General features: G+C 40.2%; 18 protein-coding genes. 13 read left to right on the plus strand and 5 right to left on the minus strand.

Features of this window, described 5'->3' with window-relative positions; genetic code table 11:
• The first annotated feature begins 56 nt into the window (after window positions 1-56).
• The 4 genes from ED557_09080 to ED557_09095 are packed head-to-tail and all read left to right on the plus strand — an operon-like array spanning window position 57 to window position 3901.
• Window positions 57-1607, plus strand: coding sequence for a hypothetical protein (locus tag ED557_09080; GenBank protein RNC83913.1), 1551 nt, complete (start codon window positions 57-59; stop codon window positions 1605-1607).
• Between the two features lie 34 nt (window positions 1608-1641).
• Complete coding sequence (gene lgt / locus ED557_09085) at window positions 1642-2508, plus strand: prolipoprotein diacylglyceryl transferase (GenBank protein RNC83914.1); 867 nt, start codon at window positions 1642-1644, stop codon at window positions 2506-2508.
• Window positions 2501-3262, plus strand: coding sequence for an ABC transporter ATP-binding protein (locus tag ED557_09090; protein RNC83915.1), 762 nt, complete (start codon window positions 2501-2503; stop codon window positions 3260-3262). The genes lgt and ED557_09090 overlap by 8 nt, the downstream gene beginning before the upstream one ends.
• Window positions 3263-3901, plus strand: coding sequence for a hypothetical protein (locus ED557_09095; GenBank protein ID RNC83916.1), 639 nt, complete (start codon window positions 3263-3265; stop codon window positions 3899-3901).
• Here the strand turns inward: ED557_09095 and ED557_09100 are convergent.
• On the minus strand, window positions 3898-4485 hold the full coding sequence (locus ED557_09100) for a gluconate 2-dehydrogenase subunit 3 family protein (GenBank protein ID RNC83917.1): 588 nt from the start codon (window positions 4483-4485) through the stop codon (window positions 3898-3900). The two genes, ED557_09095 and ED557_09100, sit on opposite strands and share 4 nt — an antisense overlap.
• A gap of 2 nt (window positions 4486-4487) precedes the next feature.
• Window positions 4488-6185: a GMC family oxidoreductase gene (locus tag ED557_09105; protein ID RNC83918.1), complete on the minus strand. Its 1698-nt coding sequence runs from the start codon at window positions 6183-6185 to the stop codon at window positions 4488-4490.
• A 111-nt stretch (window positions 6186-6296) separates the two neighbouring features.
• Between ED557_09105 and ED557_09110 the strand changes: the two genes are divergently transcribed.
• From ED557_09110 to ED557_09120, 3 genes are all read left to right on the plus strand, one after another.
• Window positions 6297-7166, plus strand: a complete 870-nt coding sequence (locus ED557_09110) for a hydroxypyruvate isomerase (protein RNC83919.1) — start codon at window positions 6297-6299, stop codon at window positions 7164-7166.
• Window positions 7167-7272: 106 nt separating this feature from the next.
• The gene (locus ED557_09115; protein RNC83920.1) at window positions 7273-7968 is read left to right on the plus strand and encodes a hypothetical protein; all 696 of its coding nucleotides are present in this window, start codon (window positions 7273-7275) and stop codon (window positions 7966-7968) included.
• A gap of 53 nt (window positions 7969-8021) precedes the next feature.
• Window positions 8022-9020: a hypothetical protein gene (locus ED557_09120; protein ID RNC83921.1), complete on the plus strand. Its 999-nt coding sequence runs from the start codon at window positions 8022-8024 to the stop codon at window positions 9018-9020.
• A gap of 106 nt (window positions 9021-9126) precedes the next feature.
• Here the strand turns inward: ED557_09120 and ED557_09125 are convergent, their stop codons facing one another.
• A complete protein-coding gene (locus ED557_09125; protein RNC83922.1) occupies window positions 9127-9480 on the minus strand; it encodes a hypothetical protein in 354 nt (117 codons plus the stop codon).
• 15 nt (window positions 9481-9495) lie between these two features.
• Entirely contained in the window at window positions 9496-9972 is a 477-nt protein-coding gene (locus tag ED557_09130) for a GAF domain-containing protein (GenBank protein ID RNC84047.1), read from the minus strand.
• Window positions 9973-10091: 119 nt separating this feature from the next.
• Between ED557_09130 and ED557_09135 the strand changes: the two genes are divergently transcribed.
• Window positions 10092-10766: a MarC family NAAT transporter gene (locus tag ED557_09135; GenBank protein ID RNC83923.1), complete on the plus strand. Its 675-nt coding sequence runs from the start codon at window positions 10092-10094 to the stop codon at window positions 10764-10766.
• A gap of 10 nt (window positions 10767-10776) precedes the next feature.
• On the opposite strand, the gene ED557_09140 is transcribed toward ED557_09135, so the two are convergent.
• Window positions 10777-12654, minus strand: coding sequence for an aryl-sulfate sulfotransferase (locus tag ED557_09140; GenBank protein ID RNC83924.1), 1878 nt, complete (start codon window positions 12652-12654; stop codon window positions 10777-10779).
• 154 nt (window positions 12655-12808) lie between these two features.
• On the opposite strand from ED557_09140, the gene ED557_09145 reads away from it, so the two are divergent.
• The 5 genes from ED557_09145 (at window position 12809) to lptB (ending at window position 16262) form a co-directional block, all read left to right on the plus strand.
• Window positions 12809-14143: an alanine:cation symporter family protein gene (locus ED557_09145; protein RNC83925.1), complete on the plus strand. Its 1335-nt coding sequence runs from the start codon at window positions 12809-12811 to the stop codon at window positions 14141-14143.
• 66 nt (window positions 14144-14209) lie between these two features.
• Window positions 14210-14452 carry a phosphoribosylformylglycinamidine synthase subunit PurS gene (gene purS / locus ED557_09150; protein RNC83926.1) on the plus strand — a complete coding sequence of 81 codons (243 nt, stop codon included), beginning with the start codon at window positions 14210-14212 and terminating at the stop codon, window positions 14450-14452.
• A gap of 2 nt (window positions 14453-14454) precedes the next feature.
• Window positions 14455-14784, plus strand: a complete 330-nt coding sequence (locus tag ED557_09155; protein ID RNC83927.1) for an ATP-dependent Clp protease adaptor ClpS — start codon at window positions 14455-14457, stop codon at window positions 14782-14784.
• Window positions 14785-14788: 4 nt separating this feature from the next.
• On the plus strand, window positions 14789-15487 hold the full coding sequence (gene purQ / locus ED557_09160; protein RNC83928.1) for a phosphoribosylformylglycinamidine synthase subunit PurQ: 699 nt from the start codon (window positions 14789-14791) through the stop codon (window positions 15485-15487).
• 19 nt (window positions 15488-15506) lie between these two features.
• Window positions 15507-16262 carry an LPS export ABC transporter ATP-binding protein gene (lptB, locus tag ED557_09165; protein RNC83929.1) on the plus strand — a complete coding sequence of 252 codons (756 nt, stop codon included), beginning with the start codon at window positions 15507-15509 and terminating at the stop codon, window positions 16260-16262.
• Window positions 16263-16264: the final 2 nt, after the last annotated feature.

Raw genomic sequence — 16264 nt, forward strand, 5'->3', positions numbered from 1 at the left:
GTAATTATTATCAGATTCTAAGCTCATTCATTACTGAACACTAGTATCTTCAGCGCATGCTTACGAAATTACTGATTCTGAACTGGCGGATTTTCCTGGCTAACCTTAATCGGTTTCAGCTGCTTTTGATGATTGGTTACATCATGTTCCTTGGGATTATGATGGTAAACCTGATTGGTACCGCTATTGTGGTAGTTTGGCTTGATACTGAACCCTGGATGCAAATTCAAATGCCATGGCTTACTCCAAGGGTTTATACTTTTATCCTGCTCGTATTTTCGAATACCTATTGGGTGATGCATTTTTCGTTTACGAATCTGCGGCTTTTGAATATACAGGAGAACCGAAAGCTGCTAGGATTTGGATTCCCTCTTAAGCGCCTCGCCCGGTATCTGATGATCATTAGTTTCTGCCATCCTGTGAATATCATTTATAACTTTACCTGGTTGGTTTTCCTGATGATTCAGGTTCGTGAATTTTACCAGGTTCCCGTTGTTTTTGTGGGTGTAATCCTGAACTACGTGCTCATTTATTCCATTAAGCATCGTTTTCTGCAAATTGTTGAGCGTAGATTTATTGCAGTAGTTGCCGGATTCTTGATACTTGTATTCTCTCTGTTTCAATTAGTTGCCATATTTTCCGAAAACAAAGCTCAGATTTTTTACTCGCTGATACCCCGAATAGAAACGATAAACGGAGTACTGGAATGGTTACCTGGTGGACTTTTAATCCAGGCTTCCAGGGTAGATTATGGCATCGCCAATGCAGCAATACTATTTGTATTTCTTTCCATTTTGATAGGACTGATTTTTGTTGATCACTTCAACAAAACCTGTCAGGGACTCCTACGGCCTTCACTAAAGAAAGCGGAAGAGACATCAAGTAAACTTTGGGTTTTCCTTAAACGAGTATTTGGCAGTAATGCAGGCAAATATTATTACTATGTAATGATTCACCCATATAACCGCCTTCAAGTACTTACTCTGGCTATTATTCCCATTGTATATGTTCCTCTACTCCTGAATGTTGAATTTGAAATCGCGCAAACTATTGCTATCCCTACAATTTTGGCGGGTATCCCAGTTGCTCTCTTAGCAATGGGTATGGCAAATATGTATGGCTATGAAAACAGGGAATTGCTCCTGCATTTACAGTTTCCAATCAAACTGGAAAAGCAATTAAAAGAGCGGTTTCTGGGGGTTATTATTTTACCCCTGTTAGTGTTTTATGCCATTACTATTTTTGAACTGTTGGTGATTCCTGACATCGGTGAAGTGCTTCATATTTTCATTGCTAACACATTCATATTTCTTTGCTTCATGCTTATTTTTATCTGGAGCTCATACTATCAATACCAAAAAGCCATTTACTCCTCCTTTAGCTATAAGCACCCTATCATCCCCCAAAAAGTGACCTTTGTAATTTCATTCAGCATTTTCTTTGTTGGATACCTGGTTTTTGTGCCCCTTGATGGCTTGAATTGGTACCGTAGTACAATTATGGGCGCCGTGATCCTGATTATCGGTATCTATCTTTGGGGGCATATGGAGGTACTCGTAAATCTTTTCAAAAAAAGAATATTGAACCGTATTTGGAGTGAACTTTAATTAGTACCTTTGTGCGCAAATAATTAAACCTGTTATGCTACCCATCCATCTGAATCTTGGCTTTAACGAAATTTACTTTTACGAGGGTATCTACTTCCTGATCTCTATTGTAATTGGAGTATACCTTGCCTTTTTGAGAGTTAAAAAATACGGGGGAAAGGTCGATCTTTTTGATGGGCTTATTACCTGGTCGATTGTTGGAGCATTAATTGGAGCGCGCCTCTCTCACTACCTTTTTTGGAACCTGGATTTATTTTTATCAGACCCTACAGTAATACTCAGTTTATCTGGAGCGGGTAATAGCATCACTGGCGGACTGGTTGGAGGAATGGTTGGAGGCTTACTTTATACTCGCCGTAAACGAATGAATTACTTTGAGTATTTCTCTCTGTTATCTCCAGCCATACTATTTGCTCAGGCGGTTGGAAGAGTCGGGTGTTTTTTAAATGGAGATGCACATGGTACAGCAACCAACTCGATTTTTGGTGTTCAGTTTCCAAGGTATGGAACAACTGTTCCGGGTTTTGAAACGGATTACGGCGTTTCAAGTTCTGCGTGGCAATGGTCGTATCAAAATGGCCTTGTTGATCAGGCTTCGAACCTAAGTGCTGCACTACACCCAACACAATTATATGAAATGGCGGGTGACCTGGTGTTAATGGGAATTGTGCTTTGGGTATTCCAAAAAACCTGGAACTCTGATAAGAAATCGCCACTGATATTTTTCATTCATACAGGTGGATATGCCTTTCTAAGATTTGCTTTGGAATTCATTCGGGGAGATCGCGAATTTGTCGCTTTTGCAAATATGACCAATCTCCAATTAGCCTTATTAGGCTACAGTATTTTCACCTTGATCTATTCCATCCGGTATTACATAAAGAAGAAAGCGAATGCCTAACGCAGCAATTTCAATAACAGGCCTTAATAAAAGCTACGAAGATAAAGTAGTACTTAAGGAGCTCAATCTTGATGTTCCTGAAGGAAGTATTTTTGGTTTAATCGGACCGAATGGCGCAGGGAAAAGTACCTTGATTGGAGTACTAACGGGATTGTTAAGTTATGAAGCAGGTGAAATTGAAATTAACGGACTTACTCTAAACGGTGAAAATGAACTGGCCATAAAGCGAGACTTATCTTCGGTATTACAACCCCCTCTTTTATTTGAGCAATTTACAAGCCTCGAATTCATCGAGTATGTATGCGATATTTATGAGATAGAAAAGGATGGACTTGTTGAAAAGGCCTATTCTTTGATGGACTTCTTTGAGATCAAAGATTTCGCCAAAATCAAAGTGAACAAGCTGTCATCCGGAAGCCGAAAAAAACTAGCCTTTGTTACCTCAGTTCTTGTTGAACCAAAAGTGCTTTTATTAGACGAGCCTTTTGAAGCTGTGGATGTAATCTCTATTGACCGCATGAAAACGGTACTACGAAAGCTTAAAGCCAAAGGGGTTACAATCATTATCACCAGCCATATTTTAGAAGTGGTTGAAAACTTATGTGACGATATCGCCATCCTTCATGAAGGACTTATTATTGCCTACCTCGACGCGATCAGCCGAAAAGAACTGCAACGGGATGCCACCCTACACGAAATCTTCCAGGATTATGTGAAGGTAGAACATAAAGACGGCATTGTGGATTGGCTGTAAATGTTTTTCTGGCACGCACTTGTAAAACCGACCGGATCTAAACGTTCCTTCATTGAGGCGGGTATTAATTTTTTTGTTGTATTGTCTATAGCTTTTTCAATCTATATTAGCTTAGCTCCCGAATCTCACCTAATTATTTTATCTGAGTTTTATTCTGAAAATGAATATTCGTTACAATTTCTTGACCCAGAAACAGTCCAGTTTCTACTTGTTATAGCTTTGTTTTTATCGCTGAATACAATCGATATGCTTTTGACATTAAAGCGATTAAACTGGAAAAAACTTACCTCTAGATACCCCTTCAAAGGGGATAAGAAAAAATTGGATTTCACAAGGAATGTGATAGAGTATAACGGCTATATCTCTTCAATAAGTAATTCAATAGCTATGGATGAGTCTGGTATCTACTTTGTACCCAATTTCCTGGATAAGCTCATCTATTCGCCCATTTTTATTGAATGGAGTCACTTAACAATTAGCACTGAAACCTATCGGCTTAGCTCTTTTGGAATTCCTTTCGGTAAGGAAAAAGAAATTATGGTGATCGAAACCAAATACGAAAAAGGGTATCGATTAAGAATTAGAAAAGGAGAACTTAAGATTGACTATGAAAGAGCTCTTCTTGAAAGGGCTAATTAAGCCCAAACTCTGCCGCCTGCTTCTTCAAAAGTCATACAGCCATTAAAATAACCCGGAACCATTTCATACTGGAGTACCTGGGTCATTCCTACTTCACTTGAGAAATATCCGGCTAATGTCATTTCCTTCATTTGCCATATAAATGGGCGAGGAGCATCCCAATCAACATCACCACCAAATACCGCATCATGTTCTTTAGTAATAAATGCGGTTTGTTCTTCAGGCGTTGCATCCACAAATGGCTTCCCTAATTCCCGTTCTGCTTTTTTGGTAAAAGAATCCAAATTATCCAGGAAATACTTTCTGTCTTTTTCTTCCCAAATAGTAAAGATCATATCATCCATAAATTTTGGAACTCCCACTTCCCTTGCGCCGGGAGTGTCGGTGGTAGGGATGATAATTTCGGCTACATCACCTAGAAATTTCATTTCTGCTTCCGTAAAGTGGGTTGCGCTTGCTCTCGAAGGGGAACATCCACTCATAACGCCGAGTACGGTTGGAGCACTAATAGCTCCACCTAATAAATAAGCCGCTCTCTTAAGAGCTTCTCTTCTGCTAATTTGATTTGGCACGTTCTTTTCCATGATTACAAGTTCCCTTTCTTTAGTTCCTCTACTGCGTGATTTGCTGCCCTGGCTGTTAATGCCATATAAGTGAGTGATGGATTTTGACAAGCAGCTGAAGTCATACAAGCACCGTCCGTCACAAATACATTCTGCACTTCATGCACCTGGTTCCACTGATTGAGGACAGAAGTTTTAGGATCACGTCCCATACGGGCAGTACCCATTTCATGAATCCCCAATCCAGGCGAAGGATCATTATTCCAGGAATGAATATCCTTCAATCCTGCCGCTTCCAGCATCTCAGCAGCGGAATCTCGCATATCTTCGCGCATCTTATATTCATTCTCGAAAGCCTGCACATCAAATACGACGGTTGGTAACCCAAATTTGTCGAGTACTTCAGTAGTTAAGTACATTCGATTTTCGTGATAAGGCAGCCACTCCCCAAAACCTCCGATTCCAAAGGTCCAGTTTCCGGGTTCGTTTACTTCGTCTTTTATAGAAGCACCAATACTTAATTCTGCCACATTCTTTTTCCATCCACCTCGACCGGAACCACCCTGGTAACCATAGCCTCTTATAAATTCGGGATGAGGGGTATCAATATTTCTAAATCGGGGAATATAAATTCCATTTGGCCTCTTCCCATGGTAGTACACATCGTCAAAGCCTTCAACTCTTCCCGCTGCCCCTACGCCGAGGTGATGATCCATCATATTATGCCCCAATTCTCCGGAGGCATTTCCCATACCATCTGAAAAATGCTCTGTTGAATTCAGCAATATCCAGGTACTTCCTACCGCCGAAGCACACAAGAAAACAATCTTGGCATAATACTCTTTGTATTCTCTGGTTTCTGCATCTAAAATCCGAACTCCACTGGCCTTTTGTGTTTCTGGGTCATAAATCACTTCGGTTACTATAGAATCCGGGCGCAAAGTTAAGTTTCCTGTTGCTACTGCTGCAGGTAGTGTAGACGATTGGGTACTAAAGTATCCACTGAATGGACAACCCTGCATACACATATTTCGGTATTGGCATCCTGCACGACCTTTATGTGGAACCGTAATATTTGCTGACCGGCCAATGGTCATAATCCGATCGCTAAAATTAGCTTCAATTCTTTTCTTCACTTCCTTTTCTACACAACTCATCTCCATTGGAGGTAAGAACTGACCATCCGGCAGTTGCGAAAGACCTTCTTTTTGACCACTTATTCCGGCAAATGATTCTACATGATCATACCATGGAGCGATATCAGCATAGCGTATTGGCCAGTCCACACCAAAACCATCTTTTGCATTTGCTTCAAAATCCATCTCACTTAGTCGGTACGACTGCCTTCCCCACATTAAAGAACGACCTCCCACATGATACCCTCTCATCCAATCAAATCGTTTTACTTCTGTATATGGATGTTCTGTATCCTTTACCCACCAATGTTTGGTTGCCTGTCGAATCGTATATCCGGTCCGTTTCTGCTTTTCATAAAGCTTCATTTCTTCCGGGGGAACCTGATTGTCATAGGGTAGATCCCATGGAGGAGTGGAGTGCGTAGGGTAATCCTTAATATGTTCTACCTGCCTTCCTCTTTCCAGCATTAATGTCTTTAATCCATTCTCGGTTAGCTCTTTGGCTGCCCAGCCTCCACTAATTCCGCTACCTACAACAATAGCATCATAGGTGTTTTCTTGTTTTGCTTTAAGATTAAGATTCATGTAATTGGCAAATAGGTTCTTGTGAACAAAAAAATATCGGGTATTTTATTGGAGAGCGGAGTATAGAAAATCGCTTTCAATTATGATAATTCGGGAACAACTTTTTAACTCATGAAAATCACACGAAAAGAGGCTATAAAGGGATTGACAGGAACAGCATTGATGGGAGGTCTCTCGATTGCCGAGAAGTCTGAAGTAAAACGCACTAGGAACAGGGTGAACCAGACATTCCGCCACTCTGTATGTCGTTGGCCTTATGGTAGTAAATCATTGGAAGAGCTGTGCGAATTTGCTGTTGAAGTAGGCATTGAATCGATAGAACTGTTAAATCCGGAGGACTTTGAAACTATAAAGAAGTACGGACTTACCTGTGCCATGGCTAACAGTGTTCCATTGAGTTTAACCGATGGATTCAACGATCCGAGTATCCATGATAAATTGAGAAAGGAATATTTTGAGCTTTTCCCAATTGTAGCCGATGCCGGTTTTGACAAGGTGATTTGCTTTTCAGGAAACCGAAAAGGGATTGATGATGAGTTAGGCTTGGAGAATTGTGCCAGGGGACTAGAGCCCGTTGTAAGTAAAGCCGCTGAATACGGACTTACAATTTGTATGGAACTTCTCAATTCAAAGGTGGATCATGCCGACTATCAATGTGATCATACCGAATGGGGGGTAGCACTTTGTGAGAAACTAGGTCTGGATAATTTTAAGCTTCTTTATGATATCTATCATATGCAGATTATGGAGGGAGATATTATAGCTACTATAAGAAAATATCACCCTTACATCGCTCATTATCATACGGGAGGGGTTCCGGGAAGAAATGAAATTGATGAGACACAGGAGTTGTATTACCCTGCTATTATGGAGGCTATTTCAGAAACGGGATTTGATGGTTTTGTGGCGCAAGAATTTATACCTTCGCGAGAAGATGCATTTGCTTCATTGAGGCAGGGTATCGAAATTTGCTCTGGGTAAAAAGTGTAGTTTTCACAGGTAAAAAAAAGAATATTAGACTCTTTTCGATTAATAGGTCTCAAGATTTTATTGTAATAGACCTAAAGCACCAACTAATACTACAACCATGAAAAAACTATCAACCTTTCTACTTTTTATTGCAATAAGTCCTGTTTTATTTGGACAGGGCATGGAACATCATCATTCTTCACATGAAGGAAATCTTGAAGTACCTGAAACCTGGGAAGTCCGGCTTGACCGGGAAATGGATGACCTTCATATAAGTTCTGATGAAGAGCAGGGGCATATCTATTTTGTAAATATGACTCCTGGATGGCATATAACTACCGGACCTGCCGCCATCTTCTGGCATCCTGATAGCGAGCTTTCTGATACTTATACTGTTCAGACTTCCATCTATACCCTGGATCCTAATGGACGACATGCTGAAGGCTTTGGACTCTTTTTTGGCGGCAAAGATCTAAAAGAAGATGGTCACGCCTATTTATATTTCTTAATCAGAAACTCAGGTGATTTTCTCATTAAAGAAAGAATAGGTGACCGAACAGAAACTATTCAGGGATGGACATCTAGTGAAGCCATTAACAGACATACCGAGGCTCAGGAAACGGACTCGAGAATTGGTAGCCATGCCTTTAATCAGCTATCTGTTGCAGTAACAGGTGATCACATAGATTTCTATATCAATGAAGCTAAAGTGGCTTCAATCGACAGTGATGGATACGATACAAACGGATTATTCGGTTTAAGAATAAACCATGCTGTTGATGTTCATGTATCTAACATTGGAGAAGTAAAATAACCTGTATTCCCCCGTCAGGTTTCCTGAAGGGGGATTTAACTTAGCTTATAGCATTGATTCCATTAAAAACAGATACCAACTTAATAAGCTGTAAGCTACTGATATTATCAAGCATACTACTGCTTTCTTGCTCTTCAGGTCATAAGCTAACGGGAACTGATTATGTTGATCTATCCAGAACAGATAGCGGTGTTTTAAGTCCTTATTTCCCTCAACAGATAGCAGATTCACTCGGGTGGGGAGATCTTTCATCAGCCATGTTAGGAAAAGTAAAAGAGGAATTTCGAATTACGCTGATCTCTGAGATAGAACCATTTCAATTATTTCGCTTTTCGAAGGGAAGAAGAGTTCAAGGAGAGAGCATTCTATATTGGGTAAAAGGAGCAAGCAGTAATGAACTTAGTCATCATGAAAACATGAAGCTTTATCTCAAGGATAGATGTACTGAATTTTATGAGACAGTTAGTTTTGGCTATTGCTTTCCTATTTATCAAACTGAGCCGGAATGGGGAAAAATCTATTCTGTTTTAGATTCAAGAAATATTTGGACCCTCCCTGATCAATCTGAAATTCCAAATGTTGCTGCTCCTGAGAGCAATGAATGGGTTCTTAATACCCAGGTGAGGCTCGGTAATTATTATCGCACCTATACCCATACTACACCCGGAAGGTATTTGTCTCAAATGGAGCAGGGTAACGATTTGGGAATGATCATTGTTGAATTTCAGCGGTTGGTTCAAAACCAGCAGGTTCAAGATAATTTTAATACCTATTCAGGAATTACCTCTGGAGTAAATGGGTCCTCTTTCACACTTTGTAATGGGAGTGAAGTTTGGCGGTTTAATGCCAACCTGGAAGATTTACTTACGAGCTCAGGATATCCATTACAAATCACACAACAGGAAGGGATGCAATTCTATATAACTGTTTCAGGAACAGTAAGTGATGAATGGTACCGAAGTCGAAGTTATTCGGGATACAGTCGCCAAATTACGCCGACTGAGGTTCATGGATTTGAGATAGTTTCTGGCACTACTTGTCCAGGGTTATAGAATCAACCCTTATCTCGAACTAAGAAGTTGAATAATTGAACATCGAACATAAAACTTCGAAGTTAAACTCTCCTTGTTCAATGTTGGAAGTTCTAACCCTAAGGGCTTATAACCCAAATTCTTTCTTAAGCCGATCCACTCTTTTTTGCTGCTCAGCCGACACACTCCCTTCGCAAGTTGCTATCGTATCCAAAAGGCTAAATGTTAATCTCTTGCCATCATCACTAAAGTTGGAACGTACATAAACAATGGCTTCTTCTACCAGTTGTTTCATATGTTCCGTACTCATTGCTGCTATCTGGCTCAGTGTTTTGCGATAGGTAGTTAAATCATAATTCATATTATCCAGCACTCGTTTCACTGCATCCTCTTCGGTAAAAGAGATACTTCCATCAGTACTTTCAATCCAAAATATTAGTACGTCAATCGCAGTTTCGTCGGTTAAGATGTATGAACTCATGATTCTAAATTTGAATTAAAATTCGTCGGCCAACAAAACACAGATTTCCTCCAAAGCTGATCTTTGCTCCTCAGTAATTGAGTTCCGGGTATGAGAATCAATATCAAGCTGTGCTACAAATACATCTCCTTTCATAATTGGAACCACAATCTCGGATTGTACATCAATGCTGCATGCCAAATAATTATCCTCTGCATGAACATCCTGGGCAATGAATGTTTCATGAGAAAGAGCTACCTGACCACAAATTCCTTTTCCGAAAGGAATCCTGGTATGATCGGTACTTGCTCCAACAAAAGGTCCGAGCACAAGTTCTTCTTTTCCTTCTGGGTCAGCCATATAAAAGCCCACCCAGTTAAAGGTGGGCACCTCATCTGCTAATAGCTCACAGATGGCAAATAATTTTTCATCTCTGGTAACAGGTCGCTTTAAAATTTCTTGAGTTCCTGATACTAGTTGTTCTTTAAGTTGAAGTACGTCGGCTGATGTCATAACTAATTCTTGAATTTGAAAATCAAAATAAAAGATTACCTCTCTAAATAACATTAAGCTTTGATAAAAAGCCAATATGTAGGTAATAGTTTTACACTAACTCTTCCTTATCTTTAAGCGTGGAAGAATTTTTCAAAGATATCATACCTTGGTCAACAGAAGTAATGGGTACCGGATTATTACTGGTAGCCAGTTTTACTTCCCTATTTTCTGTAGTAAATCCAACCGCTGCTTTGCCTGTCTATCTTTCTTTGATGGAGGGACACACTGCCGAAGAAAAGACCCGAACGGCGAAAAAGGCAACCTTTTATATGTTCATTGTACTGAGCACTTTTCTGCTGATTGGTTCTTATATCCTGAGCTTTTTTGGGATTAGCCTTTCCGGGATACAAATAGCCGGTGGTCTAATTATCATGAGAGCCGGTTTTTCGATGTTGAACCCGGATTCAGCAGGGAAAAAGCTTTCTCAAGAAGACCAGGAAGCAGCCAAAGAAAAAGAAGATGTCTCCTTTAGTCCACTTGCTATGCCCTTGCTTTCAGGCCCGGGAAGCATTGCCGTTGTCATTGGATTTGGCTCCGAAGCTACCGGGCTTATCGATTACATTGTAAATGGGGTAGCCATCTTTCTTGTTGCTCTGCTTGCATGGGGAATTCTCAGAGTGGCACCATGGCTTAGCTCATTTATAGGCCGTTCTGGAATGACCGTAATTACCCGTCTGATGGGCTTTATTGCTTTGTCAATTGGAGTACAATTCATCATTAATGGGATTGGCAAGTTTTATGGGCTACACTAACATTGCCGGTCTATTTGATTGAAAAAGTAGATGGGAAGTCCACTCTCTCTACCCGGTAAATAATATCTCGCCCCCAAGTTGTACTGGTGCTCAATAAGTTCTTGAGATATAAGGTAGATTCAAAAACAACATTTCCATTCGGATAAGAGACCTCTATCTGCTTCGCCTGTGAGGTTTCACTAGTTTGAATGAAGCCAGGTGCAAATAATCTATTTTGAGTATTTGGAAGCACATCAACATCACTTATAATACGTGAATATGTTTCAGTTCCTCTTTCTCTTCCATAACTCCATACCATCTCTGCTGTCATATTTTCTTCATCAATTTCATACTCAATAGCTTGCGAGTATGGGCCTTGCTCTATGAAGTTTCTATTAAATCCATTATCAAATACAAAAATATTTCCGTTAGGCAACACCATTGGTGCATGCTGCCCCCAAGACCAGGAAAATTCAGAAGATTCTTCATCTCCTAATTGTATTTCCTCCGACAATAAGGCACCAGACGCGTCAACAGCATCTAATAAAAATGGATTCGTATCACTTCCTTCACCAGACCTTCCTGCAACACCCCATCCTTTTTGAGGAGCTAAAATCCATTTTAGGTTATTCTCCCAATCAACTTTCAACAGACCCTGATTTCTACCAGAAATAATTAGAGAATTATCTTCCTCATCGATCCAAATAGCGTTCATATGAAACCAATCCCCACCTCCATCTACAAGATCTACACGATTTACATCTAGTAAAGTAGCTATATCCCATTCGGTTATTATTTCTCCAGAACTACCGTCAACTTCAACGATATAATCTTCAACGCTGGTAATTTCTTCACCGTTTTTTACTATAGTAGTACCACTCTTGTCCACCGCAACTATATAGTTCCCATTTGAACGCTTAATCATTTCATGGTGTATTATATAGCCCGGAATACTTAATTCTTTGGTCATTGATCCGAATAAATCAAATTCCCTTATATAGATTCCCATTCCAGCTGAGAATGTACCTTCAGGCTGAAAAGTAATTCCAAATGCAATTCCCGGCTGGTCACTTAAGTCCAGATACCACCTGATATCACCATTATCATCAAATATCATTGGGTAAGTATCAAATGATCCGTTATTACCTATGCTCATGCTGTTATAATGCCAGCCCGGCTCCATTAAGTCTCTTTCTAATGTATTGATCTCTATATCCGGGAAAAAATCAGGTATTGAGCCGGTTTGAATAATAATGGTATCCCTAACCTGATAAGAGAATTGATCACGCAAAATGATTTCCACTTTGTTGAGAGTATTTGCATACAGTCCATGAATGGGTATTTCTTGTTCTACAGAATATGACTCTGACTGTTGATCAACCTCTAATTCTCCAAAAATGCGAAAGGATACCTGAGCAGGTTTTTTTGTTTTGATACTTGCCAACGCCGACAATGGTGCGATGCCTGTAGGATTTACACTAACTCCGATTTCCCCTTCTAATAAATAACTTTTGGGTATTTCTGAAGTTAGATATACAAAATATTCATTCAAGGTAGTGGCGTCTTCTGATACTATCGTATAGATTAATCCATCTGAAAAATCGTTTTGTGTAACATCAGAAGTTTGGAGTGAATCATTCACAAACACTGATGCTCCCTCTGTTGTGATAAAACTCGCTGTTAACTCTTCAAGGTTCTCCGGATGAGAACCTGCATTTATAAAAATTATTCCCGCTTCATTATTTATTGAAAAACTGATCTCCGGAAATTCAGAAATAGCAAAAGAAATCAACTCTGCACTACTTTGTTCCGTTGTGTTAGTACTATTGCAGCCTGTAATTAAGAAAAAGTGTACTAGAAAGATTATAGCTACTAAAAGTAGACCTGGAGAAAATTTTCTTTGACGCATTTTTAGATTTTTTTAAAAGCACTACCAAGACACTTCAAGTATAACCAAAAGACTATTAACTATTAGTTAAATAAGACTTACTTTATCCATTTATGAACAAACGAAACTTACTCTGGAAACTTTAGAAAACATTCTTTCGGCATTTTCTTCCTTTATGTGGGGCACTCCATTAGTCATTCTGCTTTGCGGTGGAGGAATCTTTTTTATGGTCTATTCCCGCATGACTCCCTATCGGTATTTCGGACATGCCGTTAATATTCTCCGAGGGAAGTATGATGACCCTAATGACCCGGGAGATATCAATCATTTTGAAGCGCTATCAAGCGCCCTGGCAGCAACTATAGGATTAGGAAACATAAGTGGTGTTGCTGTAGCTATTGCTACTGGTGGGCCCGGAGCAGTGTTTTGGATGTGGATGAGTGCAGTTGTTGGTATTGCTACTAAATTTTTCACCTGTACCTTATCCATTATGTATCGCGGTAAAGATTCTAATGGCGATATTCAAGGCGGTACTATGTATATGATAACCGAAGGTCTCGGGAAAAAGTGGAAGCCGTTAGCGATTGTTTTTGCAGTAGCAGGTATGTTTGGAGCTCTTCCCGTATTTCAGGCAAACCAATTGAACCAGGCTATCCGGGATGTGATTCTCGTCCCAAATGGTTTAACCGATCCGAACAATCATTTTGGCTCGGATTTGATAACCGGGATTATCATCCTGCTCATCGTTGGAACGGTCATTTTTGGAGGTATCAAACGTATTGGTAAAGTAGCGAGCCGCATGGTTCCTTCTATGGTAGTTCTTTATGTAATAAGTGTACTAACTATCCTGGTCATCCACTTTGATGTTTTGGGTAAATATCTTTGGCTTATAGTTGAAGATGCCTTTACTGCTGAAGCTGCGCTGGGCGGTGCCGTTGGAGCCATCATTATTACAGGGGTTAGAAGAGCTGCTTTTTCTAATGAAGCAGGTATTGGTACGGCTACTCTTGCACATGGCGCTGCTAAAACAAAAGAGCCTGTTCGTGAAGGTCTTGTTGCCATGATGGGTCCGTTTATTGATACCATTATTGTTTGTACGATGACTGCCTTAGCCATCCTAGTCACTGACGTTTGGCAAACCGGAGATGAAAATGGAATAACACTTACTGCTTCTGCTTTCCAAGAAGCACTCGGACCTGTAGGAATTTACCTGCTAATGATCTGCGTAACTATTTTTGCTGCCAGTTCCCTTTTCACCTATTCTTATTATGGCACAAAGTGCCTTGGTTTCTTGGTCGGGGCAAGCCGTCAGAAATGGTATAACTTATTTTATGTGGGTTCCATACTTCTGGGGGCAACGGCAAGTATATCTGCAATTATTAACCTGATTGATGGGATGTATGCGGTAATGGCTATACCAACGATGACCGTGGCGCTATTACTTTCACCAAAGGTTATGAGTGCAGCCAGGGATTATTTTGAGAGAATGCAGAAGAAGGAAATTCTTTAGGGATTTCATTTAGCAGCTAAGCCTGATAAGCTTTAACTTTAGGCTTTCCTCAAAACAACATCGAATATGTTTAAAGCTAAAGTCAATGTGACTCTTCGCCCTTCCATCCTTGACCCAAAGGGAAAGGCCGCCCATCATGCTCTTCAAAACCTGGGAATTGATCAGGTTGAAAAAGTTCGAATCGGCAAATTTATAGAACTGGACGTTAATGCAGAATCAGAAGCTGCAGCTAAAGAAGTAGTGCAAGAAGCCTGCTCAAAACTACTTGCTAACGAAGTGATGGAAGATTTTGAAATAGAAATTAACTAGGCATGAAGCTAAGCTCCACTCATAGGCGTTACGATGAATTCTTACTTGCCGATGTTAGTGAGCTTACCGAAACCAGCCTGGAAGAAGCCCTTGAGGAGGAAGTAGCAACTCCATGGCGCCTTATTCTATATGATGATGATATTCACACATTTGAAGAGGTTATTGAACAATTGATAAAAGCTACAGGATGTGCTTATTCGCACGCTGAGTCAGTTACTTGGAAAGTGCATAACGAGGGAAAAGCCCTTGTTCACGAAGGAGAATTCGAAGAGTGCCTTCGAATTGACAGTGTTCTAAAAGAAATTCAACTAGTTACCGAAATTAAAGGATAAATCAGTGGCAACATTTGGCGTAATTGTATTCCCTGGCTCTAATTGTGATCATGATGCCTATCATGCAATGAAACATGTAATGGGCTGTGAAGTCAAATTTCTCTGGCATAAGGATACCGACCTTTCTGGTATCGACTTTTTGATCGTCCCCGGAGGTTTCTCCTATGGAGATTATCTCCGTTCAGGTGCCATTGCCCGTTTTTCACCCATCATGCAGGAAGTCATAAAATTCGCACAGGCTGGTGGACCTGTAATGGGTATTTGTAATGGATTTCAAATTTTGTTGGAAGCTGGGTTAATACCTGGAGCAATGATGCATAACCACAAACTGCGTTTTGTATGTAAGAACGTATTTATCCGATGTGAAACTACAGATTCTTTATTTACATCAGGACTAGAAAAAGGACAGGTATTTGATATTCCCGTTTCACATGGAGAAGGAAACTTCTTCATCAATCAGGACGGGTTAAAATCATTGCAGGATAATGATCAAGTACTTTTCCGATATACTAATGCTCAAGGACAGCTGACAAAAGAATCAAACTTTAATGGGTCTATTGATAGTATTGCGGGTATTACCAATACCGGAAGAAATGTTTTGGGAATGATGCCTCATCCCGAGCGTGCCATGGAAAAAATACTGGGTTCCGAAGATGGTAAACCTATTTTTGAGTCAATCCTCCATTCCTTGTCGGTTGCTTAGGATTTAGTACCTTCTGTGCATGAGCAACGATATCCCACTTAAGCTGCACAGTAATAGTCTTGTAAAAAGATACCGCAAAAGAACGGTAGTAGATGAGGTTTCAATTGAGGTACGACAGGGGGAAATTGTAGGGCTTCTAGGCCCAAATGGAGCTGGTAAAACTACCACCTTTTATATGATGGTGGGTCTTGTGACCCCAAATGCAGGTGACATTTTCTTGAATGAGGAAAATATCACACAGGTGCCCATGTACAAAAGAGCCCGAAAAGGAATTGGCTATTTAGCTCAGGAGGCTAGTGTATTCAGAAACCTTACCGTTCGCCAAAATCTGGAAAGCGTGCTTCAATTCCTGGCATTCTCAAAAAAAGAAATCGCTGAACGCTGTGATCGACTTATTGAAGAGTTTTCTTTACAAAAAGTAGTTAACAATAAAGGTTATAGCCTTTCAGGAGGGGAGCGTCGGCGTACAGAAATTGCAAGAGCCCTGGTTACTAATCCGAAATTTATCCTGCTTGACGAACCTTTTGCTGGCGTAGATCCTATTGCCGTGGAGGATATACAGGAAATTGTTTCCAAATTAAGGCATCAGAATATTGGAATTTTAATTACCGACCATAATGTTCACGAGACATTAGCTATCACTAACCGCGCCTACCTAATGTTTGAAGGTAAGATTTTAATGGAAGGTGACGCTGAATCACTTGCCAATGATGAAAAGGCAAGAAAGTTATACCTTGGAGAAACTTTTAAACTAGACAGATATCAAACCGACTAATC

The sequence above is a fragment of the Balneola sp. genome (assembly GCA_003712055.1).
In the GTDB taxonomy this organism is placed as follows: Bacteria; Bacteroidota; Rhodothermia; order Balneolales; family Balneolaceae; genus RHLJ01.

Coding starts and splice junctions, on each gene's coding strand:
- ED557_09105 (RNC83918.1), bottom strand. CDS start 6,185: ATGAATCTTAATCTTAAAGCAAAACAAGAAAACACCTATGATGCTATT.
- ED557_09100 (RNC83917.1), bottom strand. CDS start 4,485: ATGGAAAAGAACGTGCCAAATCAAATTAGCAGAAGAGAAGCTCTTAAG.
- ED557_09145 (RNC83925.1), top strand. CDS start 12,809: ATGTGGGGCACTCCATTAGTCATTCTGCTTTGCGGTGGAGGAATCTTT.
- lgt (RNC83914.1), top strand. CDS start 1,642: ATGCTACCCATCCATCTGAATCTTGGCTTTAACGAAATTTACTTTTAC.
- purS (RNC83926.1), top strand. CDS start 14,210: ATGTTTAAAGCTAAAGTCAATGTGACTCTTCGCCCTTCCATCCTTGAC.
- lptB (RNC83929.1), top strand. CDS start 15,507: ATGAGCAACGATATCCCACTTAAGCTGCACAGTAATAGTCTTGTAAAA.
- ED557_09140 (RNC83924.1), bottom strand. CDS start 12,654: ATGCGTCAAAGAAAATTTTCTCCAGGTCTACTTTTAGTAGCTATAATC.
- ED557_09115 (RNC83920.1), top strand. CDS start 7,273: ATGAAAAAACTATCAACCTTTCTACTTTTTATTGCAATAAGTCCTGTT.
- ED557_09110 (RNC83919.1), top strand. CDS start 6,297: ATGAAAATCACACGAAAAGAGGCTATAAAGGGATTGACAGGAACAGCA.
- ED557_09090 (RNC83915.1), top strand. CDS start 2,501: ATGCCTAACGCAGCAATTTCAATAACAGGCCTTAATAAAAGCTACGAA.
- ED557_09080 (RNC83913.1), top strand. CDS start 57: ATGCTTACGAAATTACTGATTCTGAACTGGCGGATTTTCCTGGCTAAC.
- ED557_09130 (RNC84047.1), bottom strand. CDS start 9,972: ATGACATCAGCCGACGTACTTCAACTTAAAGAACAACTAGTATCAGGA.
- ED557_09155 (RNC83927.1), top strand. CDS start 14,455: ATGAAGCTAAGCTCCACTCATAGGCGTTACGATGAATTCTTACTTGCC.
- ED557_09125 (RNC83922.1), bottom strand. CDS start 9,480: ATGAGTTCATACATCTTAACCGACGAAACTGCGATTGACGTACTAATA.
- ED557_09095 (RNC83916.1), top strand. CDS start 3,263: ATGTTTTTCTGGCACGCACTTGTAAAACCGACCGGATCTAAACGTTCC.